Genomic DNA, 16,881 nt, shown 5'->3' on the forward strand with positions numbered 1-16,881 from the left:
ATTTATGGAAAAGAAACTCATTGCAGAAATTAACATAGAAGATAAGGCAATTACCCATTTTGCCTCATTTAGTTTAAAACAAGCTTTTAATGAACACCATTATTTCGAGCTGCGGTTTAATCATGATCAGATGGGTTCGCCAGGGATGATCAGTCTAAACGACAGCCGCGATTTTGTAGGTAAAACTTTAACCGCATCATTTGGCTACGATTCTGGCAATTTGCAAGGTTTTGCTGGTTTGGTAACTAAGGTAGAGCTTGCACAAAGCCATGGGTACCATGGTGTGCTGATTGTGAGTGGTTACAGTCCAACCATTCTGATCGATCGCGGGCCAGATCTGGGTTCTTATCTTGATAAAGATTTAAATGCGATTGTCAACCTTGCCACATCTGATGTGCCTTCAAATGATATTAAAATAGTAGCGAATGCTGCAAGAAAGGAACCTATTGATTATCTGATTCAGTACCGCGAGAGTGATTTCGATTTCCTGAACAGGTTATCGGGTGAGTACCACGAATGGTTTTATTATGATGGTAAACAGTTAAATTTTGGCAAGCCGGATGATCAGAAAGAAATTGCATTGATTTATGGGCGCGATGTACAAAACCTGCAGTATGCCATGGAAATTGCGCCCATCAAGAATAAACGTTTTGCCTATAACCCTAAACAGGATGAGATGCTGCAAAGTGAAAGTAGTGGGCAAAGTAATGGATCACCAGATTTAGCGCATGCCATACAGGTATCAAATGCCATGTACAGTAAAACTTTTAATCAGCCATCACTTATCCGTGTAGATAATAGCAGCGACATTAAAAACCACGTGCAGAACGAAGAAAAAGCACATATCAGCAATCTTTTAAAGGTAAATGCCAGTGGCGATAATGCTGCTTTGAGTATAGGCAGTATTGCCGAAATTACAATGAGTATCAGAAAAGAGCTTTCTTTTAATACAGAAAGCCTTGGTAAATTCCTGATCACCACCATTGATCACAATATCGATGGTACAGGAAAATATTACAACACCTTCGAGGGTGTGGTAGCCACAACAGAACGCCTTTCCGTAAAAAATTACAGGAAGCCCAATCCAGATATGCAACTGGCAGATGTAATTGACAATGCTGACCCGCAAGGACAGGGGCGCATTAAAGTAAAATTTAAATGGGAATGTAAAACCAATGATGTAACCGAATGGCTGAGGGTAATTACGCCAGATGCCGGAAGCAGCGAAAAAGTGAGTAAAAACAGGGGTTTTGTTTTTATCCCCGAAATTGGCGATCAGGTCGCTTTAACTTTCGAAGAAGGCAATATTGCAAGGCCAATTGTATTGGGATCGGTATTTCATGGCAAAAGCGGTAGTGGCGGTAGCGCCAGCAATAACAGCAAAAGTTTAACCTCTAAAAGTGGACATACCTTAACCATGGATGATGGTGGAGGGATGCTGCTAAAAGATAAAACTGGTTTAAATCATATTTCAATTGATGGAAAAAATGCTATCGTGGTTACAACAGATAATAGTATTAAACTTCAAACAGGAAATGTGATGATTATTATGGATAAGGAAACAGATAAGATCATTATTCAGGCTAAAAATATAGAAATCCGTGCAGCAGATGATTTTAAGTTAACTGGAGATGGCGCACCAAGTAAAAACGGAAGCATGGAGTTCGAAACGAAATTATCTATTGTCTCTAAAAACGAACTTTCGCTAAATGGAGAAAGCGCCGCGAGTTTAAACGGAAAAGATGTGAATATTGTAGGGAGTAAAACCGTTATCGATGGTTCACCGGTTAAAATAAATTCTTAATATGGAGAAAGTATTTGAGAAAAATTATCAATTACAGGTTAAGGGAAACGTTAAAATGCTAACCATGATGGATAGTTTTTCTACCATAGGAAAGTATATATTATCATATTTTGGGCAGAATTCCATTAAACCAGAGCTACAAGATTATTTAATAGAAGAAAAAGAAGTTGAGTTAACCGAGTATTATGATCCAAACACGTTTCAGCTGATAGAATATGTAAATAAGCTCGCCTATATCTACAGTAGTCAACAGGTTTGCATAAATAGTGATGGAAATATAAAAGGATTGTTAAATCTCCCTGAGATTAAATCAAAATGGGATAAGCTTAAAAAGGAATTAATGCAAACTAACCCTATTGCAGCATTTGAGATTATCAGACATAAAGAAAGAGAACTATCAAATCCGCCAGAGCTATTAGAAAATTTAGAAAATACTCATTTTATGCATTTATTTTTATATGCTTTCAACTATACTGCTGATGGCGTTGAGTATCAAAAAAAAAGAAGTGTTAGAGACCGGATGGGGATAGGTTTTTTAATTCCGGTAAACCAAACTTTTTCTTCAGAAGTGATTGAAAATGGTTATGTGATCAATGCCGAAGCTACATTAGATGATAGGGGTAAGATAGATACACAGATGATAGCAAAGGTTACCGGGCAAAAAGACTTTGATATTAAGCACTACACACAGGCATCATTTACTTATAATGTATCTGGTATCTTGCAAAATGCTGAGATGAAAGTGTTTGAACAGATAAATAATGATTATAAATCAGATTTATATTTAAATCTGAATAGCATTTAGTTTATGGCTGATGAAGATTTACAATGGCTAACTGAAAAGCATTACCTGGTTTGTCCCAAGGGCGCTATGTTTAAACAAATGAAGGTTACCAGTCAGGATCAGGTAACCTTTAGCGGCAATAAGGTAGCTACAACAGCAGATACCATGAAGGCCAATGTTTTTATATGTTTGGGCAGTATGGCATTTATGGCAGGTGCTATAGCAGGCCTATTAGTGGCGGCTCTGGCCTTGTTGGCCGTACCGGTTGCTGGATGGGCATTAGCTTTAATTATTGGTGGTGCTTTATTGCTCGCTATTGGGGCAGGATATATGAAGTGTAAAACCAACGCTGCAGCCAGAATTTGGGTAAATTCTTCTCCAAATCTCATCATTCATAAAAATGAAGGTTTGGTTGTTGGCCAAAGCCAGTTAAGCTGCCCGCCAGAAGGTGCACTGATCGATATTAAGGAAACGTTTTGGGAAGCCATGATGAGTACCACCATGAATAATGTTGGGCACATAGCAAACTTTGCCTTTGGCTTTTTGGCAGGCCGCGGTATGGGTAGTATGGCCGGTACATTGGGCTCGCAGGGAATAAAAGCAGCGGGGGCAGAGTTTCTTGCTGTTGCCCGTACAGAAATGGGTGCCATGTTTAACCCTGCCTCGTTATTTGGTAAAATGAGCTGGTTTTGCAGAGCTATGCGGGGTTTAGGAATGTTTGGAGCCTACAAAGGGCAGTACGACATTTGGACTAACGAAGAAATGAGTGTTACCGATAAGTTGCTGGCCAGTGGGCAGGAACTTATTTTAGCAGTTTTTGCTGCAAAAGGAGCTTCGCTGGTTTGTTTCCCGGCAGGTACAACCGTGCATACCGGCAACGGCTTAATGTATATTGAAGATATTGTGGTAGGTACTTTAGTGTGGACGGTAAGTGAAAAAAGTGGACAAAGAGAATTAAAGCCTATTACACAAACACATCGCCGTACCACATTAACCATGATGGTTGTTGAACTGCAAAATGGAACTATATTTGAGGTAACCCCAGAGCATCGTTTCCTTGTAAATGAGGAATGGAAAGAAATCCAATCTATTTCTGTTCTGGATGAGTTGGAACTGGTTGATGGTGAGAAAATTGCAGTCAAAAATATCGGTTTCATCAGCAAAAGTGCTGTTGTATACAATTTTGATGTGCAGGATAATGAAAATTATTTTGTTACAGAAGCTGGGGTGCTGGTGCATAATGGGTATAAGGGGCTTGAACCCGGTACGCCAGAGCATAAACTGGCGAGATGGGAAGAATATCAGCAAAATGGTGGTAAATGGGATTATGATCGTTGGAGTAAAACTTACGATGCCAATTTATTAAATGCTAAAAAAGGAAACGCGGCAGCAGATGCATATCATCAAGAACTTGGTTGGGGAAAAAGGGAGGTAACGGTTGATGTTGATGGCCAGGCAAGAAGATTGGATATTGCTGATGTAGATGACATGAGAGGTGTGGAAGTAAAATCTGGAAATTATTTCTCAAGAACTGAGGAAATTCGATCAGAAATAGCACGTGATAAAAAGCTTGTGGAACAAGGGTGGGATATTGAATGGAGAATAGAGGGAGGGGCAAGCCAGCCACTATTAGACGATTTGCGTGAAGCCGGAATAACTGTAACACAAAAACCATAAATAATAAACAAATGAGTGAACAAAGACTTAAGCTAACTAGAGATGATTTTGAAGAATGGTTGTTTTCCCTTCCAGATAAACAACAAGAATTTAAGACCTTATTTTTTGATAAGACAGGTGTTAAACTTGATTACTCTATAGAAGCTCTTGATGATATTGAAGCTTGGTTACTTAATAGTTTCGAAAAGAAAGAAGACTTATTAAAGGAGGACAATAAACATTTGTTGGATTTGATTGTAAGTTATGTGGGCGGGATTTTTAGGGAAAATCTGAATGCTAAGTGGGATATTGACTTAGAAAATGAAAAAAATGCATATTATAGGCTACCCATAATCACGAATGATCAGATGTCAGTTCCGGTATCTCCACATACACTTATTACCGCATCAATAGGAAGAAAAAAGGGTAATTTTATATCTACTGTACTCAAAAACACAATTAAAAATCTAAATAAGTAAAAGCCTTAATTGGCAATTTGCATAATCTTTTAATACATTATTTGATATTTAATATGAAACGAAGAGGATTATAGCACTGAGCGTATTAAAATGGTATTTGAACAAACAGAAGCTGGGATTTAAGTTTTGAGAATTTAATTAATTACGAGCTTCCAAACGATTTTATTAGACATTATTTGTTATACAAGGGGAGGATAAGCCTCAATTGAAAAAGTAAAAAGGGGTAACCATGAAATTGAGATGCGAGATAATTCTGTTAAAGATATCCGTGTTGAGATTCTGATGTTAGGAGATGGTAGGCTAGATAAATGGGGGGATATATTATCGACTACCGGTTTTTATGTTACAAAAAATCATTGGCCTGCTGAACCAAGAACGGTTTTAAAAATATACTAAATGAGTATATTCCAGAAATCAAACTCCCACATATTTACCCGCCCATTTCCTTGGGGAGAGAAATTACAGATTCAATTATATTGGAAAATAAAAAGATACATTTTCTATTAGCAACCATTTCAGATACAGCATCAGATTTCTCAGAGCAAAAGGGATACACAGCATCAGAAGAATTTTATATTGAGCATAACATTGATATCCTAAGAACTGGAAACAGAAATAATAATGGGCCACGAAAAGCTAATTCAAAAATTTAAAAAACAAATTAAAGATTTAAAAACTGAAGCGTTTACGGAGGCCTCTTTAAAAAAAGTTTTTGATGATATAATCAGGTATATTGATGAAGACGTTAAGGATAAAGCGTTTGATAGATTAGCATCAAATCTCACCATGGGATTAGGTGTACATGCTGGCGATTATCCCAAACATCTAATCTTAAATGGAGATAAGGATGGCTGGAAATACATTACCAGATATTTATTGTGGCAAGATCATATCCTGTATAAGCTTTTCAATTACAAAGAAGTAAGCTCTAGATCGGTTGGCTGTATTATTGCCCTGGCTACAATATGGAAAATGGAAAAACTGGCTCAGTTATCAAGAGATTATTTCCAGCTTTTATTTAATCAAGATAAAAAAAGTTATACGCATGATGAAACCCATCATTTGTTTGTGGCCACACTTTTTGATCTATACTCAACCAAAAGCATCAACCAGGATTTTTATGATACGCTTCCCAAAGAACATGTCTACAAAAAGTTTCTAGATCATTGGAACACAGAAAATCTGGAAGTGTTAGCCACTATAATTTTTGATATCTGTGATATGCACATCTACAGTGCTTTAGATCTAAAAGATAAGTTTAGTGAAATATTATCATTAGATCTCATTCCCTATGAAATCAGACTAATTCAGGTATTGAGAGAACAAAACGGATTAGCTATGCCAAAAGTGTCGCACCCGCTTTTAGAAACTCCTCTCGCTGAAATTCCTGCTGAAAAACCAGAATGGGATTTATCTAAAGATCAGGTGTTTCAATATCTGATTTCGAAAGAAAAGGCAGATTAAGATAAAAATAAAAACTATGAGTTATTCGGTTCAATGTTATCTCTGTGAGGCCATTAAAATAAAAGAGCTCTATGCCAGTAAAAATCAGGCATCTTTTGAGAAACTTTCACGAGCGCTTTCTGAAGAACTGAATGGCTTAGACAACGATTTCGAAGATGAAATCGACTCCCGGAAAAATGCCAAGGAAATTCTGAGAGATTTTATTAATGGAGAGGTTAGGTTCCCTGATTTAGCTTTTATGTATGGCTATGTCTACGAAAAAATTTGTGAATACTATGGTGAACTAATTTCACCGCCTAGTGGTGATTTTTCCACTGCTTATTATTGGTCATTAAATAAAGAAACGTATAAAATATTTGTCCCGATTCCAACACCAGAAGATTTTCCAGAGATCTACAGTATTTCTACATCAGAATTGTTAAATGAAAGTTACAGATTCCTATCTGGGCCGAAGCGTGAAAATATTGATCAGGAATACCTGGAAAGTGAAAAAGAAGATTTTAGATTCGCATTCGACAAGGCCATTCAACAAAATAAGGATTTAGTGTTTTTTTTATACTAGACCCCAATTATGATGTCGAGACCTTCATTATTATTGCCAAAATATGGGTGTTAGCTAAACCTTATCCTGCAACAATAGTTTAATTACATTTTTTAGGGCGGGGTTTCGGTTAGACTCTTTCCAGATCATGTAGAGCTCGGTTCTTTGCGGAATATGCGTAAGCTCTACAAACTTTACGTTTTCCTGATAACCGTATTGCAAGGCGGTGGGCACAATAGCGATGCCCAAACCTTCTTCTACCAGCTTGTAAATGGTGAGCGCATTAACCGATTTATGATAAGTTTTGGGTTTAAAACCATGGTCCTCGCAAATACTCATCATCAGGTCATAATAAAAGGGACTGTCATCACTCGAGAAAAAGATAAAAGGTTCTTCGCCTAATTTTTTTACTGCTTCAAAATTGGCCTTTTTCATGGGGTGGTTTTTAGGCAATACCAATGAAAAAGTGTCCTGGTGAATCATGCGTTTAGAGATACCCGGTTTAAACTGTTGCATTCGCACAAAACCCACATCAAGCATATCTTTTTCCAGTAGTTCGATCTGTAGCTTATTGGGCATTTCATCCAGATTGGTTCTGATCTCCGGAAAATCTTTGTTAAGTTTAAAAATAACTTCGGGTACGATTTTTTGCGCCGCTGAACCTAAAAAACCAATGCGGAGTTCGCCCTGTTTTCCTTCGGTAATATTGCTTAATTGTTTTTTGATGTTCTCGATATGGCTAAACAGAAAATCTACCTCATCTTTAAGGTATAGGCCTGCCGCGGTAAGTTCCACCTTTTTCTTGTTGCGATCGAACAGTGGTGCATTAAAAATTTCCTCCATCTGTTTAATCTGCCGGCTTAGGCCAGGCTGGGAAATAAAAAGGCGGTCTGCGGCTTTTCTAAACTTCAGTTCCTCGGCCAAAACCTGAAAATATTTTAAGTGTCTAAGCTCTATCTGATAACTCATGGTTATTACATGATGATGTAATTGGTATTTATAGGTATCAAATATAGGGCTTATTTTTGTGTAAAACCTTTCTAACATGAGCGAGCAACAGATTTTTAATTACGGAACAGATCATTTAACCGCTAAACTGGCTTTAGCCATCAGTAATGGCCAAATAAAAGGTGTATTGAGTCAAAGTACCCGCGATAAAGTGCTGGAAAGTAGCCAGGTGGTTGAACGTATAGCGGTTTCCGGTAAAGCCGTTTATGGCATCAATACTGGTTTCGGACCACTATGCACGTCCATGATTTCGGCGATTGATACCCGTAAATTACAAGAAAATATTCTGAAAAGCCATGCTGTTGGTGTAGGTGAGCCGATAGATAGCGAAATATCAAAACTGATGCTGGTTTTAAAACTGCAGGCTTTAGCGCAGGGATATTCAGGTATTAAAATCGAAACACTCGATCGAATGATCTGGTTTTTAGAAATAGGTGCCACACCGGTAGTACCCAAACAAGGTTCTGTTGGTGCTTCAGGCGATCTTGCCCCTTTATCTCATCTCTTTTTGCCTTTAATTGGCTTAGGAAAGCTTCATTACAAAGGCGAAATTATTGCTACAGCTCAACTTTTACAAGAATACCAGATGAGTCCACTGCAATTGGGACCGAAAGAAGGCCTGGCTCTAATTAACGGCACGCAGTTTATCGCTGCACACGCCGTTAAAGTGGTGCAAAGGTTGGAAAATGTATTGGATTCTGCCGATATCATTGCGGCAATGATGATTGAGGGCCTACAAGGATCTGAAAAGCCCTTTCATGCACAGCTTCACCAGTTGAGGCCTTATCCGGCAAATATTGCGGTTGCAGAGCAGGTGCGTAAGCTGTTACAAGGTTCTGAAATTATGAAATCGCATGCCGATTGCGCCAAAGTACAGGATCCCTATTCGTTAAGGTGTATTCCGCAGGTACATGGTGCTTCCAGAACCGCATGGTTACATTTAAAGGAAGCTTTAGAAATTGAACTGAATTCAGTAACCGATAACCCGGTCATATTTAATGATGATTTAACCATTAGCGGGGGTAATTTTCATGGTCAGCCATTGGCTTTACCGCTCGATTATGCCTGTTTAGCTGCTTCGGAAATCGGGAATATCAGCGATAGACGGATTTATCTTTCACTGGAAGGAAATACTCCTGGCGTGCCGAAACTGCTGATGAAAGAAACGGGATTAAATTCAGGATTTATGATTGTACAATACACTTCGGCAGCTTTGGCCAGCGAAAATAAAGGACTTTGTTTCCCGGCCAGTGCCGATAGTATCCCAACTTCTTTAGGTCAGGAAGATCATGTGAGCATGGGCTCGATCAGCGGACGTAAAGCCCTGCAGGTGATCGAAAACGTAGAGAAAATTTTAGGTATTGAACTATTCTGCGCAGCGCAGGCTGTTGATTATCATCATCCGTTAAAACCCGGAAAAATATTGGCTGCTGTACACGATTTTGTTCGGACTGAAATTGATCATTTTGAAGAAGATCAGATTATGTACGACAGGATGGAGAATGCCATTCAAATGGTACAGCAAGGTAAAATTGTAGCCGTTGCAGCTGAGGCAGAATCAACATTAACTTAGAATTTAAAATTGCAAAACATGGATTTTAAAGCACAGCTATTGGCAGGTATTCCTTCAACATTACCTGCAAAAAAACCCAGAAATACAGAATTAAGCCACGCACCCGTAAGAAAGGATGTTTTAACAGCTGACGAAAAAAAACTGGCTGTTAAAAATGCTTTGCGTTATTTCCCAAAAGCGTGGCACCAGGAACTTGCACAGGAATTTTTAACTGAACTGGAAAACTACGGACACATTTATATGTACCGTTTTATGCCCGATTATGCCATTTATGCAAGAGACATCGCTGCATATCCATGTCTTACCGTTCATGCTGCGGCAATTATGCTCATGATTCAGAATAATTTAGATCCGGCAATAGCGCAGCATCCTGAAGAACTGATTACTTATGGGGGAAATGGAAGTGTATTCCAGAATTGGGCACAGTATCTTTTAACCATGCAATACCTTGCTACAATGACCGATCAGCAAACGCTGAATATTTATAGCGGGCATCCGCAGGGATTATTTCCATCAAATACCGCTGCGCCTCGGGTAGTGGTAACCAATGGCATGATGGTGCCAAATTATTCTTCGCCTGAAGACCTGGAAAAGTTTAACGCTTTAGGTGTAACCCAATATGGGCAGATGACGGCGGGTTCGTACATGTACATCGGGCCTCAGGGCATTGTTCATGGCACAGCCATTACCTTAATGAATGCTTTTCGCAAAAAGGGTTTTTATGGAAAGGATACTGCAGGCAAAATTTTTCTTACTGCAGGATTAGGTGGCATGAGCGGCGCGCAAACCAAGGCGGGCAATATTGTGGGTTGTATTACGGTGTGTGCTGAGGTAAATCCAAAAGCTGCAACTAAAAGACAACAACAGGGTTGGGTAGATGAGCTGATTGATAATTTAGATGAACTGATTAACCGTGTGATCGTTGCCCAAAAAGAAAAAGAAACGGTATCGCTGGCTTACATCGGTAATATAGTTGATGTTTGGGAACGGTTTGATCAGGAAAATATTGAAGTGGCCATTGGCTCTGATCAAACTTCGCTACACAATCCATATTCAGGTGGTTATTACCCGGTTGGTTTAAGTTTCGCTGAAGCAAACGAAATGATGGCCGGTGCACCTGGCCAGTTTAAAGTTTATGTTCAGGATTCGTTAAAAAGGCAAGCCGCAAGCATTAATAAACATACCGGCAAGGGAACTTATTTTTTCGATTATGGAAATGCTTTTTTGCTGGAATGCAGTAGGGCAGGTGCAGATGTAATGTCGCCTAACGGGATAGATTTTAAATACCCATCTTACGTCGAGGATATTTTGGGTCCATTGTGTTTTGATTACGGTTTTGGTCCGTTTAGGTGGGTTTGTGCCTCAGGTAACGAAAATGATCTCGATTTAACCGATCAAATGGCTAAAGAAGTAATGGAAGAGATTAAACTGAGTGCCCCGGCAGAAATACAACAACAATTGCAGGATAATATCAACTGGATCAGTGCGGCAAAAGAGAATAAACTGGTGGTCGGCTCAAAAGCCCGGATTTTATATGCTGATGCAGAAGGAAGGGCAAAAATTGCCTTACGTTTCAATCAGGCCATCAAAACAGGCGAATTATCGGCGCCGGTTATTCTGGGCAGAGACCATCATGATGTAAGCGGAACAGATTCTCCTTTCAGAGAAACGAGCAATATTTACGATGGAAGCAGATTTACTGCCGATATGGCTATCCACAATGTAATTGGCGATAGTTTTAGGGGTGCCACATGGGTTTCGATACATAATGGCGGCGGTGTTGGCTGGGGAGAAGTGATAAATGGTGGTTTCGGAATGGTATTGGATGGAACTGAACAAGCTGCTGAAAAACTACAAAATATGCTCTTTTATGATGTAAATAATGGAATTGCCAGAAGAAGCTGGGCGCGTAACAAAGAAGCCCGTTTTGCCATCGAACGCGAAATGGAACGGACTGGTACTTTAAAAATTACGTTGCCAAATTTGGTTGATGATGAGGTATTGGATGGATTAGAGATTGACTAAGTTTTTTACCTTGATTGGGAATCACGATTCATCGAAGATAATCGTCATGCAATGCGCTTTAAGATTCCCGCCTGCGCGGGAATGACGATGCATTACAAATCTTAGCCCACTTTGCGGTTAAAATGCAAACGATTAGCTCAATGGTAAAGTAAAATGAAAAACAGAACCTTTGCCTTCTTCACTTTCCGCCCAAATCCGGCCACCATGCCTTTCAATAATTTCGGCACTTAAATAAAGCCCGATGCCAAAGCCCGAAATGGTATGATTGCCCTGCACGCGGTAATAACGTTCGAAAAGTTTATCAATATCGCCAGGTTTTATGCCTATTCCTTCATCTTTAATCTGAATTTCAACTTCAGTATCATACAATTTGCAGGTAACCTCGATACGTGTACCATTGTCTGAATATTTTAGGCCATTGCTAATCAGGTTCGAAATGACATTGCCGATTTTATTCCGGTCGGCATTAATGTTAACCTCGCATGTGGGGTTTAATATAATTTGATGCGACGATTGTGAGACATAAGTTTCTTCGATGGTTTCTTTCAGCAGTTCATCCAGGTTGAAGTTTGTTTTTTCGATCAGCAGTTTCCCCGACTCTAAACGGGATACATTTAAGAACCCATTAATCATTGTGGTCATTTTTCTGATCTGATTATGCGCTTTATCTAAAGCGATAACGGAATAATTATCTTCGTCTTTTTTAGCCTTACGCTGCAAAACCTGTACAAAACCATTGATCGCGGTGAGTGGTGTTTTTAACTCGTGACTGACCATTCCGATGAAGTCGTTTTTTCGAAGCTCATCTAATTTTTGTTCAGTAATATCAATAAAAAGACCAGAGTATTCTGTTGCATTTCCGTGCTGATCTAAAAATACACGTCCGGTTGCCCTCACCCATTTTTCCTCGCCATCGATTAAATTGTTAATGGGATATTCCGTATCGCTGGGTAAATGGTTTTTGATGGCATTATCAAGCGCCGAAAAAAGCATATCATGGTAATCCGGATTCACCGCCTTCATAATCATATCCATTTCTGCAGGTTGATCCAATGGCAGTCCCAGTAACTCCTTAACAAAGCCAGACATGGTAACTTCGAGCGTTTTCGGATTAATGCTCCATGTGCCCATTCTACCGGTTTCTATCGCTTGTCTGAGTTTTTCTTCACTGTCTGATAGTCTGTTGGTATATTGAATAAGATCATCATGCGTTTGAGCAAGCTCTTCATTTGTAGTGGCCAGCTCTTCGTTTGCTGCTGCCATTTCCATGTTGATACCTTGTAATTCTTCCTGATAAAGTTTTCGTTCTGTAATATCAGGACTTACCGTCGCAATGGCAATTACTTCATCGGTTTCTTCATTTCGAATAGCAAAGCCATTCCATTCAATCCAAAAGGGCTTTCCTGTTTTTTCATTCCAGAACCGAATCTCCTGTCTGAAAGTATTATTCTTCAAAATGCCTGGTATAATCTGCTCCGCCAGCAATCGGTCTTCAGGAAAAACACAATCCAGGATTGTTCTGTTTGAGATGTTAAGCCAGCCTAGTTTTTTTAGTGCGGCGGGATTTAGGTATTGGATTGACATATCCAACTCGGCAATGCCAATAAATTCTGAACTTGCCTCGATCAGTTTGTTCAGGTTCAATCGCTCTATTTCAATTAATTTCCGCTCCGTAATGTCAATACAAGAACTAATGTAACCGGCAAACGAGCCATCGGCATGAAAACGTGGGGGACCACTGGCAAGCAACCACCTGTAATCACCTTTTTTGGTCAGTATTCTAAATTCGCCGGCAAAAGGTTTTTTTTCGGCAAGGGCCGAAAGGTAAATATTGACATACCTATCCCGGTCTTCAGGATGAATCAAATCTGCCCAGCCAAAGTCGAGCAGGTCTTTCATTGACCGGCCTGTAAGTTTTACCCACGGTTTATTAAAATATATGGCTTTTCCACTTTCATCCCCAACAGCAATAAAAATGTCGGTACCCTCGGCCATGGTTTTGAACCGTTTTTCGCTTTCCGAAAGTTGATTAAAACGTTCAACAACCCTTAATTCCAGCTCGTTGTTTAAAACGTGTAGTGTTTCTTGTGTTTCGTGTAGTTCTTCATTTGTGGCAACAAGCTCCTCATTGGTTGAGGCCAGTTCTTCTACTGTTGCCGCCAATTCTTCATTTAAAGTTTGTTCGCGTTGTAGCGCTTCTTCTTTTTCAAGCGCCCGTTCTACAGCTTCGCGCCGCAGTACCCTTTCGCTTACATCGATTGCGGTATGTAAAATACAGATTGTTTTTCCCTGATCATCCTTGATGGCCCTATACTCAAAATCAAAATAGAAAGTTTGCAATTTACCATCAATGATGATATCAGCAGCAGTATCCTTGCCTGAAATGACCAACCCTTCCAGCCATACTTTGCGGAACATATCGATAAAAGGCTGACCTTTTAATTCAGGCAAGGCATCTTCGAGTGATTTTCCGATCACGCTTCTGTCTTTTCCCCAAATTCTCAGCATGGCATCGTTTGCCGTCTGAATTATAGCCGTTTCGCCAATATGTACGGCAGTGGCCGTATGTGTTAAATTAAAAACTTCCAATAATTGCTCATGGCTTAAAAAAGGGCTTGATTGACTCATGTTGCGGTTTAAGGAATGATTCTAAAATAAATATTTTAACTAATTTTCAAGATAAATTTAAATCATGTATCTAAACATGATCATTTTTGATATAAACTATATACTAACCATAACCTCCTTAAAAAGGTTTTTAATTATATGAATTTCTGATGCATATTGGGTATTTTTTCTACAACCAAAATATAAAGTGTTGGTGAGTTTTGACGTGCCTTCCCAAATTACCTTTACCTTTCCTTCTTCAACTTCTTTTTTGCAAAGAAAATCGGGGATAATAGCCAGGCCTTTTCCGCCAGATAAGCAGCGTACAATCGAATTGAGGTTAGGCACGATATAATTGGGGCGGAAATCGGCATGTTTGCCAAAGTTAAGCTGCCAGAAACGTAAAAGATGCTCCATATCGCCGGCAGTTCCATACCATTTTTGCTGTTTTAACCAGGTTTCCATGCCGGCTAAATCTTTCTTTTTAACCAACGAATCAAAAGTTTGCCCATCTGTTTCTATTCCGCCTACCAACACGATGGTCTCGGAAGAAAAAGCCTCATGCTCTACATTAGGCGAATTGCCTTTTTGTGGGGTAATAATGAGGTCTAAAATACCTTTATCCAATTGATCGAGCATTTCAGGGTATTCGCCAAAACGGATAATTACATTAAAAGGAAGTGTAGAAATATATTGTTCGAGCGTAATCTGAAAAGTCTCAAAACACATACCCACGCTGATGGTTGGGGTGTGTTTCTCCGTGCTTTTTTGAAAATGTTTTTCGGCATCTTCCAGTTTTCCAAGCGGCTCTACAATAAAATTGTATAACACTTTCCCTTTTTCGGTAGGAATCATTTTCCTGCCCGTACGCTCGAAGAGTTTGTAGCCGACATAACTTTCTAAAGAACTTAAATGTAAACTTACCCCAGGCTGCGAAATAAACAGATTTTCTGCTGCACCGGTTAAGGTTCCGGTTTTATAAATCGCCTTAAAACTTCGATACCATTCTAAATTAACCATTCTTTTAGTATTATAATTCTGATACAAAGCTATGAATTAACTTGTTTTAATAATAGGTTCAAGCGCAGTAATTTTGTCTTATCAAAATAGAAAAACGAAATGACAAAAATATTCATCATTAATGGAGGACAAAAGTTTGGTCACTCCGGAGGAAGATTTAACGAAACAATAGCGGATGCAACAGCCGATTTCTTTTCCTCATTACCTGGTTTTGAAGTCAAAACAACCAATATCAATCACGATTACGATCCGCAAGCAGAAGTAGAAAAATATGTCTGGGCAGATGTTGTAATTTATCACACGCCCATTTGGTGGTTTCAGTTGCCGCATGAATTTAAAAAATACATTGATGTGGTATTTACCGAAGGACATAAAAAAGGAATCTATATCAGTGATGGCCGTAAAGCCGATAATCCGACAAGAAACTATGGTACTGGCGGAATGTTACATGGCCGTAAGTATATGGTCACCTCATCGTGGAACGCGCCAAAAGAAGCATTTACCTTACCTGAAGAGTTTTTTATGGAAACCAGTGTAGATGATGGCGTATTGTTTGGTTTCCACAGAATGAATGCTTTTACCGGAATGGAAAGGATAGATGGCATCCATTTTCACGATGTAGAAAAGAACGCCGATATGAGGAGCGCACTTACATTGCACCAGGAACATTTGACCCAAAATTTTTTAAATACTGAAGTATATGAGCATTTATCTAACAGCAATAGTTAAGAGTAAAAAAGAAACCATAGCCGCACTAAGGGCTGTGTTATTGGATATGGTAGCCAATTCGCGTAAGGAAGAAGCCTGCATTCAGTATGATCTGCACGAAGCTGCAGGCGATGGTACTTTTATTTTTCAGGAGGAATGGAAAGATCAGGCCAGTTTAGATCTGCACAATGAGCAGCCTTATATTTTAGCCTTTGTGGCACAAGCTGATCAGTTGACAGCTGAAATTGTAATTTATAAAACAGCCAAACTGGCTTAATTATAGTTTTGCACGCCTGGCTGTTAACGAAGAACCTGCAGAAGCAATGACAACAAAAGCCACTGCAAAACACTCTTTTAGAGTGAGGTATTCTTGTAAAAAAACGAGTGCAGCTAAGGAAGCCATGGCAGGTTCGAGGCTCATTAAAATACTGAAAGTCCGAGCAGGAAGCTGCTTAAGGGCTCTCATTTCGAGGGTAAACGGGATAGCGCTTGATAGTAGCGCAAGCGCTGCTCCTAAACCCAATAACTGCGGATTTAAAACGCTTAAACCACCACCAAAAATGCCAAATGGCAAAATGACCAGGGTAGCGAATAACATTCCAATGGCCACAGCATCGCCACCTTTCATTATTTTTGAGATCCTGCCGCCCAATATGATATAGGCTGCCCAAAAAATGCCAGCTAAAAGTGCCAGTAACACACCCGCAACGTTTAATCCTGTACTTGTCCATGGGGCAATTAGCGCAATGCCGGCTGCGGCCAGTATTACCCAAAGAAAATCTACCGGTTTTTTAGAGCCAAAAATGGCCAGCCCTAAAGGGCCAACAAATTCTAATGTTACGCCTAAGCCAATCGGAATTCTTGCTATAGCCATATAGAATACCATATTCATTACCCCTAAACAAACCCCATACAGCACAACATATTTCCATTGCTTGGCGTTTAGTTTAAACAGGTTTGGCCTAAAGGCAATTAATAAAATCACTGCAGATAAACCAATCCGTAACGAAGCTGTAGCAGCAGCACCAATTTGTGGGAAAAGCCCTTTTGCAATTGCCGCCCCACACTGTACACTAATAATAGAGAGTAAAACAGCTGGTATGGGTGGAATATTGATTTTGCTTTTCATTTGGTGCTCGTAAATGAGGCGCAAAATTACGGAATTATACCCTGCTAATCTTTTAAAATAAAAAAAGGGAGAATCAGATTACG

The 16,881-nt window shown here is 39.4% G+C and carries 14 protein-coding genes; 10 read left to right on the forward strand and 4 right to left on the reverse strand.

Annotation, left to right across the window (positions count from 1 at the left end; all coding sequences use genetic code 11):
* The first annotated feature begins 4 nt into the window (after positions 1-4).
* From CA265_22235 to CA265_22260, 6 genes are all read left to right on the forward strand, one after another.
* Positions 5-1,804 (forward strand): type IV secretion protein Rhs, encoded by a 1,800-nt coding sequence (locus tag CA265_22235; protein ARS42228.1) that lies wholly within the window; start codon positions 5-7, stop codon positions 1,802-1,804.
* Position 1,805: 1 nt separating this feature from the next.
* Complete coding sequence (locus tag CA265_22240; protein ARS42229.1) at positions 1,806-2,609, forward strand: hypothetical protein; 804 nt, start codon at positions 1,806-1,808, stop codon at positions 2,607-2,609.
* A gap of 3 nt (positions 2,610-2,612) precedes the next feature.
* The gene (locus tag CA265_22245) at positions 2,613-4,265 is read left to right on the forward strand and encodes a hypothetical protein (GenBank protein ID ARS42230.1); all 1,653 of its coding nucleotides are present in this window, start codon (positions 2,613-2,615) and stop codon (positions 4,263-4,265) included.
* An 11-nt stretch (positions 4,266-4,276) separates the two neighbouring features.
* Positions 4,277-4,723, forward strand: coding sequence for a hypothetical protein (locus CA265_22250; GenBank protein ID ARS42231.1), 447 nt, complete (start codon positions 4,277-4,279; stop codon positions 4,721-4,723).
* 621 nt (positions 4,724-5,344) lie between these two features.
* Positions 5,345-6,187, forward strand: a complete 843-nt coding sequence (locus CA265_22255) for a hypothetical protein (protein ARS42232.1) — start codon at positions 5,345-5,347, stop codon at positions 6,185-6,187.
* 16 nt (positions 6,188-6,203) lie between these two features.
* A complete protein-coding gene (locus CA265_22260) occupies positions 6,204-6,749 on the forward strand; it encodes a hypothetical protein (GenBank protein ID ARS42233.1) in 546 nt (181 codons plus the stop codon).
* Positions 6,750-6,803: 54 nt separating this feature from the next.
* On the opposite strand, the gene CA265_22265 is transcribed toward CA265_22260, so the two are convergent.
* Positions 6,804-7,697, reverse strand: a complete 894-nt coding sequence (locus tag CA265_22265; protein ARS43093.1) for a transcriptional regulator — start codon at positions 7,695-7,697, stop codon at positions 6,804-6,806.
* Positions 7,698-7,773: 76 nt separating this feature from the next.
* On the opposite strand from CA265_22265, the gene CA265_22270 reads away from it, so the two are divergent.
* Together CA265_22270 and CA265_22275 are read left to right on the forward strand one after the other, a co-directional pair.
* Positions 7,774-9,309 (forward strand): histidine ammonia-lyase, encoded by a 1,536-nt coding sequence (locus CA265_22270; GenBank protein ID ARS42234.1) that lies wholly within the window; start codon positions 7,774-7,776, stop codon positions 9,307-9,309.
* Between the two features lie 18 nt (positions 9,310-9,327).
* Positions 9,328-11,334 carry a urocanate hydratase gene (locus tag CA265_22275; protein ARS42235.1) on the forward strand — a complete coding sequence of 669 codons (2,007 nt, stop codon included), beginning with the start codon at positions 9,328-9,330 and terminating at the stop codon, positions 11,332-11,334.
* 132 nt (positions 11,335-11,466) lie between these two features.
* Here the strand turns inward: CA265_22275 and CA265_22280 are convergent, their stop codons facing one another.
* Positions 11,467-13,962, reverse strand: a complete 2,496-nt coding sequence (locus tag CA265_22280) for a hypothetical protein (protein ARS42236.1) — start codon at positions 13,960-13,962, stop codon at positions 11,467-11,469.
* Positions 13,963-14,058: 96 nt separating this feature from the next.
* On the reverse strand, positions 14,059-14,961 hold the full coding sequence (locus CA265_22285) for a LysR family transcriptional regulator (GenBank protein ARS42237.1): 903 nt from the start codon (positions 14,959-14,961) through the stop codon (positions 14,059-14,061).
* 99 nt (positions 14,962-15,060) lie between these two features.
* Here CA265_22285 and CA265_22290 point away from each other — a divergent pair, with 99 nt between their 5' ends.
* Positions 15,061-15,690: an NADPH quinone reductase MdaB gene (locus CA265_22290; protein ARS42238.1), complete on the forward strand. Its 630-nt coding sequence runs from the start codon at positions 15,061-15,063 to the stop codon at positions 15,688-15,690.
* The gene (locus tag CA265_22295; protein ID ARS42239.1) at positions 15,662-15,946 is read left to right on the forward strand and encodes a hypothetical protein; all 285 of its coding nucleotides are present in this window, start codon (positions 15,662-15,664) and stop codon (positions 15,944-15,946) included. Before CA265_22290 ends, CA265_22295 begins: the two co-directional genes overlap by 29 nt.
* On the opposite strand, the gene CA265_22300 is transcribed toward CA265_22295, so the two are convergent.
* The gene (locus tag CA265_22300; GenBank protein ID ARS42240.1) at positions 15,947-16,798 is read right to left on the reverse strand and encodes an EamA family transporter; all 852 of its coding nucleotides are present in this window, start codon (positions 16,796-16,798) and stop codon (positions 15,947-15,949) included. It abuts the gene before it with no gap.
* Positions 16,799-16,881 lie beyond the last annotated feature (83 nt).

Source organism: Sphingobacteriaceae bacterium GW460-11-11-14-LB5, from assembly GCA_002151545.1.
Lineage (GTDB): Bacteria > Bacteroidota > Bacteroidia > Sphingobacteriales > Sphingobacteriaceae > Pedobacter.

What these genes read in the sequence shown, in the direction of transcription:
- CA265_22235 (ARS42228.1), top strand. Translation starts at nt 5, where the DNA reads ATGGAAAAGAAACTCATTGCAGAAATTAACATAGAAGATAAGGCAATT.
- CA265_22240 (ARS42229.1), top strand. Translation starts at nt 1,806, where the DNA reads ATGGAGAAAGTATTTGAGAAAAATTATCAATTACAGGTTAAGGGAAAC.
- CA265_22245 (ARS42230.1), top strand. Translation starts at nt 2,613, where the DNA reads ATGGCTGATGAAGATTTACAATGGCTAACTGAAAAGCATTACCTGGTT.
- CA265_22250 (ARS42231.1), top strand. Translation starts at nt 4,277, where the DNA reads ATGAGTGAACAAAGACTTAAGCTAACTAGAGATGATTTTGAAGAATGG.
- CA265_22255 (ARS42232.1), top strand. Translation starts at nt 5,345, where the DNA reads ATGGGCCACGAAAAGCTAATTCAAAAATTTAAAAAACAAATTAAAGAT.
- CA265_22260 (ARS42233.1), top strand. Translation starts at nt 6,204, where the DNA reads ATGAGTTATTCGGTTCAATGTTATCTCTGTGAGGCCATTAAAATAAAA.
- CA265_22265 (ARS43093.1), bottom strand. Translation starts at nt 7,697, where the DNA reads ATGAGTTATCAGATAGAGCTTAGACACTTAAAATATTTTCAGGTTTTG.
- CA265_22270 (ARS42234.1), top strand. Translation starts at nt 7,774, where the DNA reads ATGAGCGAGCAACAGATTTTTAATTACGGAACAGATCATTTAACCGCT.
- CA265_22275 (ARS42235.1), top strand. Translation starts at nt 9,328, where the DNA reads ATGGATTTTAAAGCACAGCTATTGGCAGGTATTCCTTCAACATTACCT.
- CA265_22280 (ARS42236.1), bottom strand. Translation starts at nt 13,962, where the DNA reads ATGAGTCAATCAAGCCCTTTTTTAAGCCATGAGCAATTATTGGAAGTT.
- CA265_22285 (ARS42237.1), bottom strand. Translation starts at nt 14,961, where the DNA reads ATGGTTAATTTAGAATGGTATCGAAGTTTTAAGGCGATTTATAAAACC.
- CA265_22290 (ARS42238.1), top strand. Translation starts at nt 15,061, where the DNA reads ATGACAAAAATATTCATCATTAATGGAGGACAAAAGTTTGGTCACTCC.
- CA265_22295 (ARS42239.1), top strand. Translation starts at nt 15,662, where the DNA reads ATGAGCATTTATCTAACAGCAATAGTTAAGAGTAAAAAAGAAACCATA.
- CA265_22300 (ARS42240.1), bottom strand. Translation starts at nt 16,798, where the DNA reads ATGAAAAGCAAAATCAATATTCCACCCATACCAGCTGTTTTACTCTCT.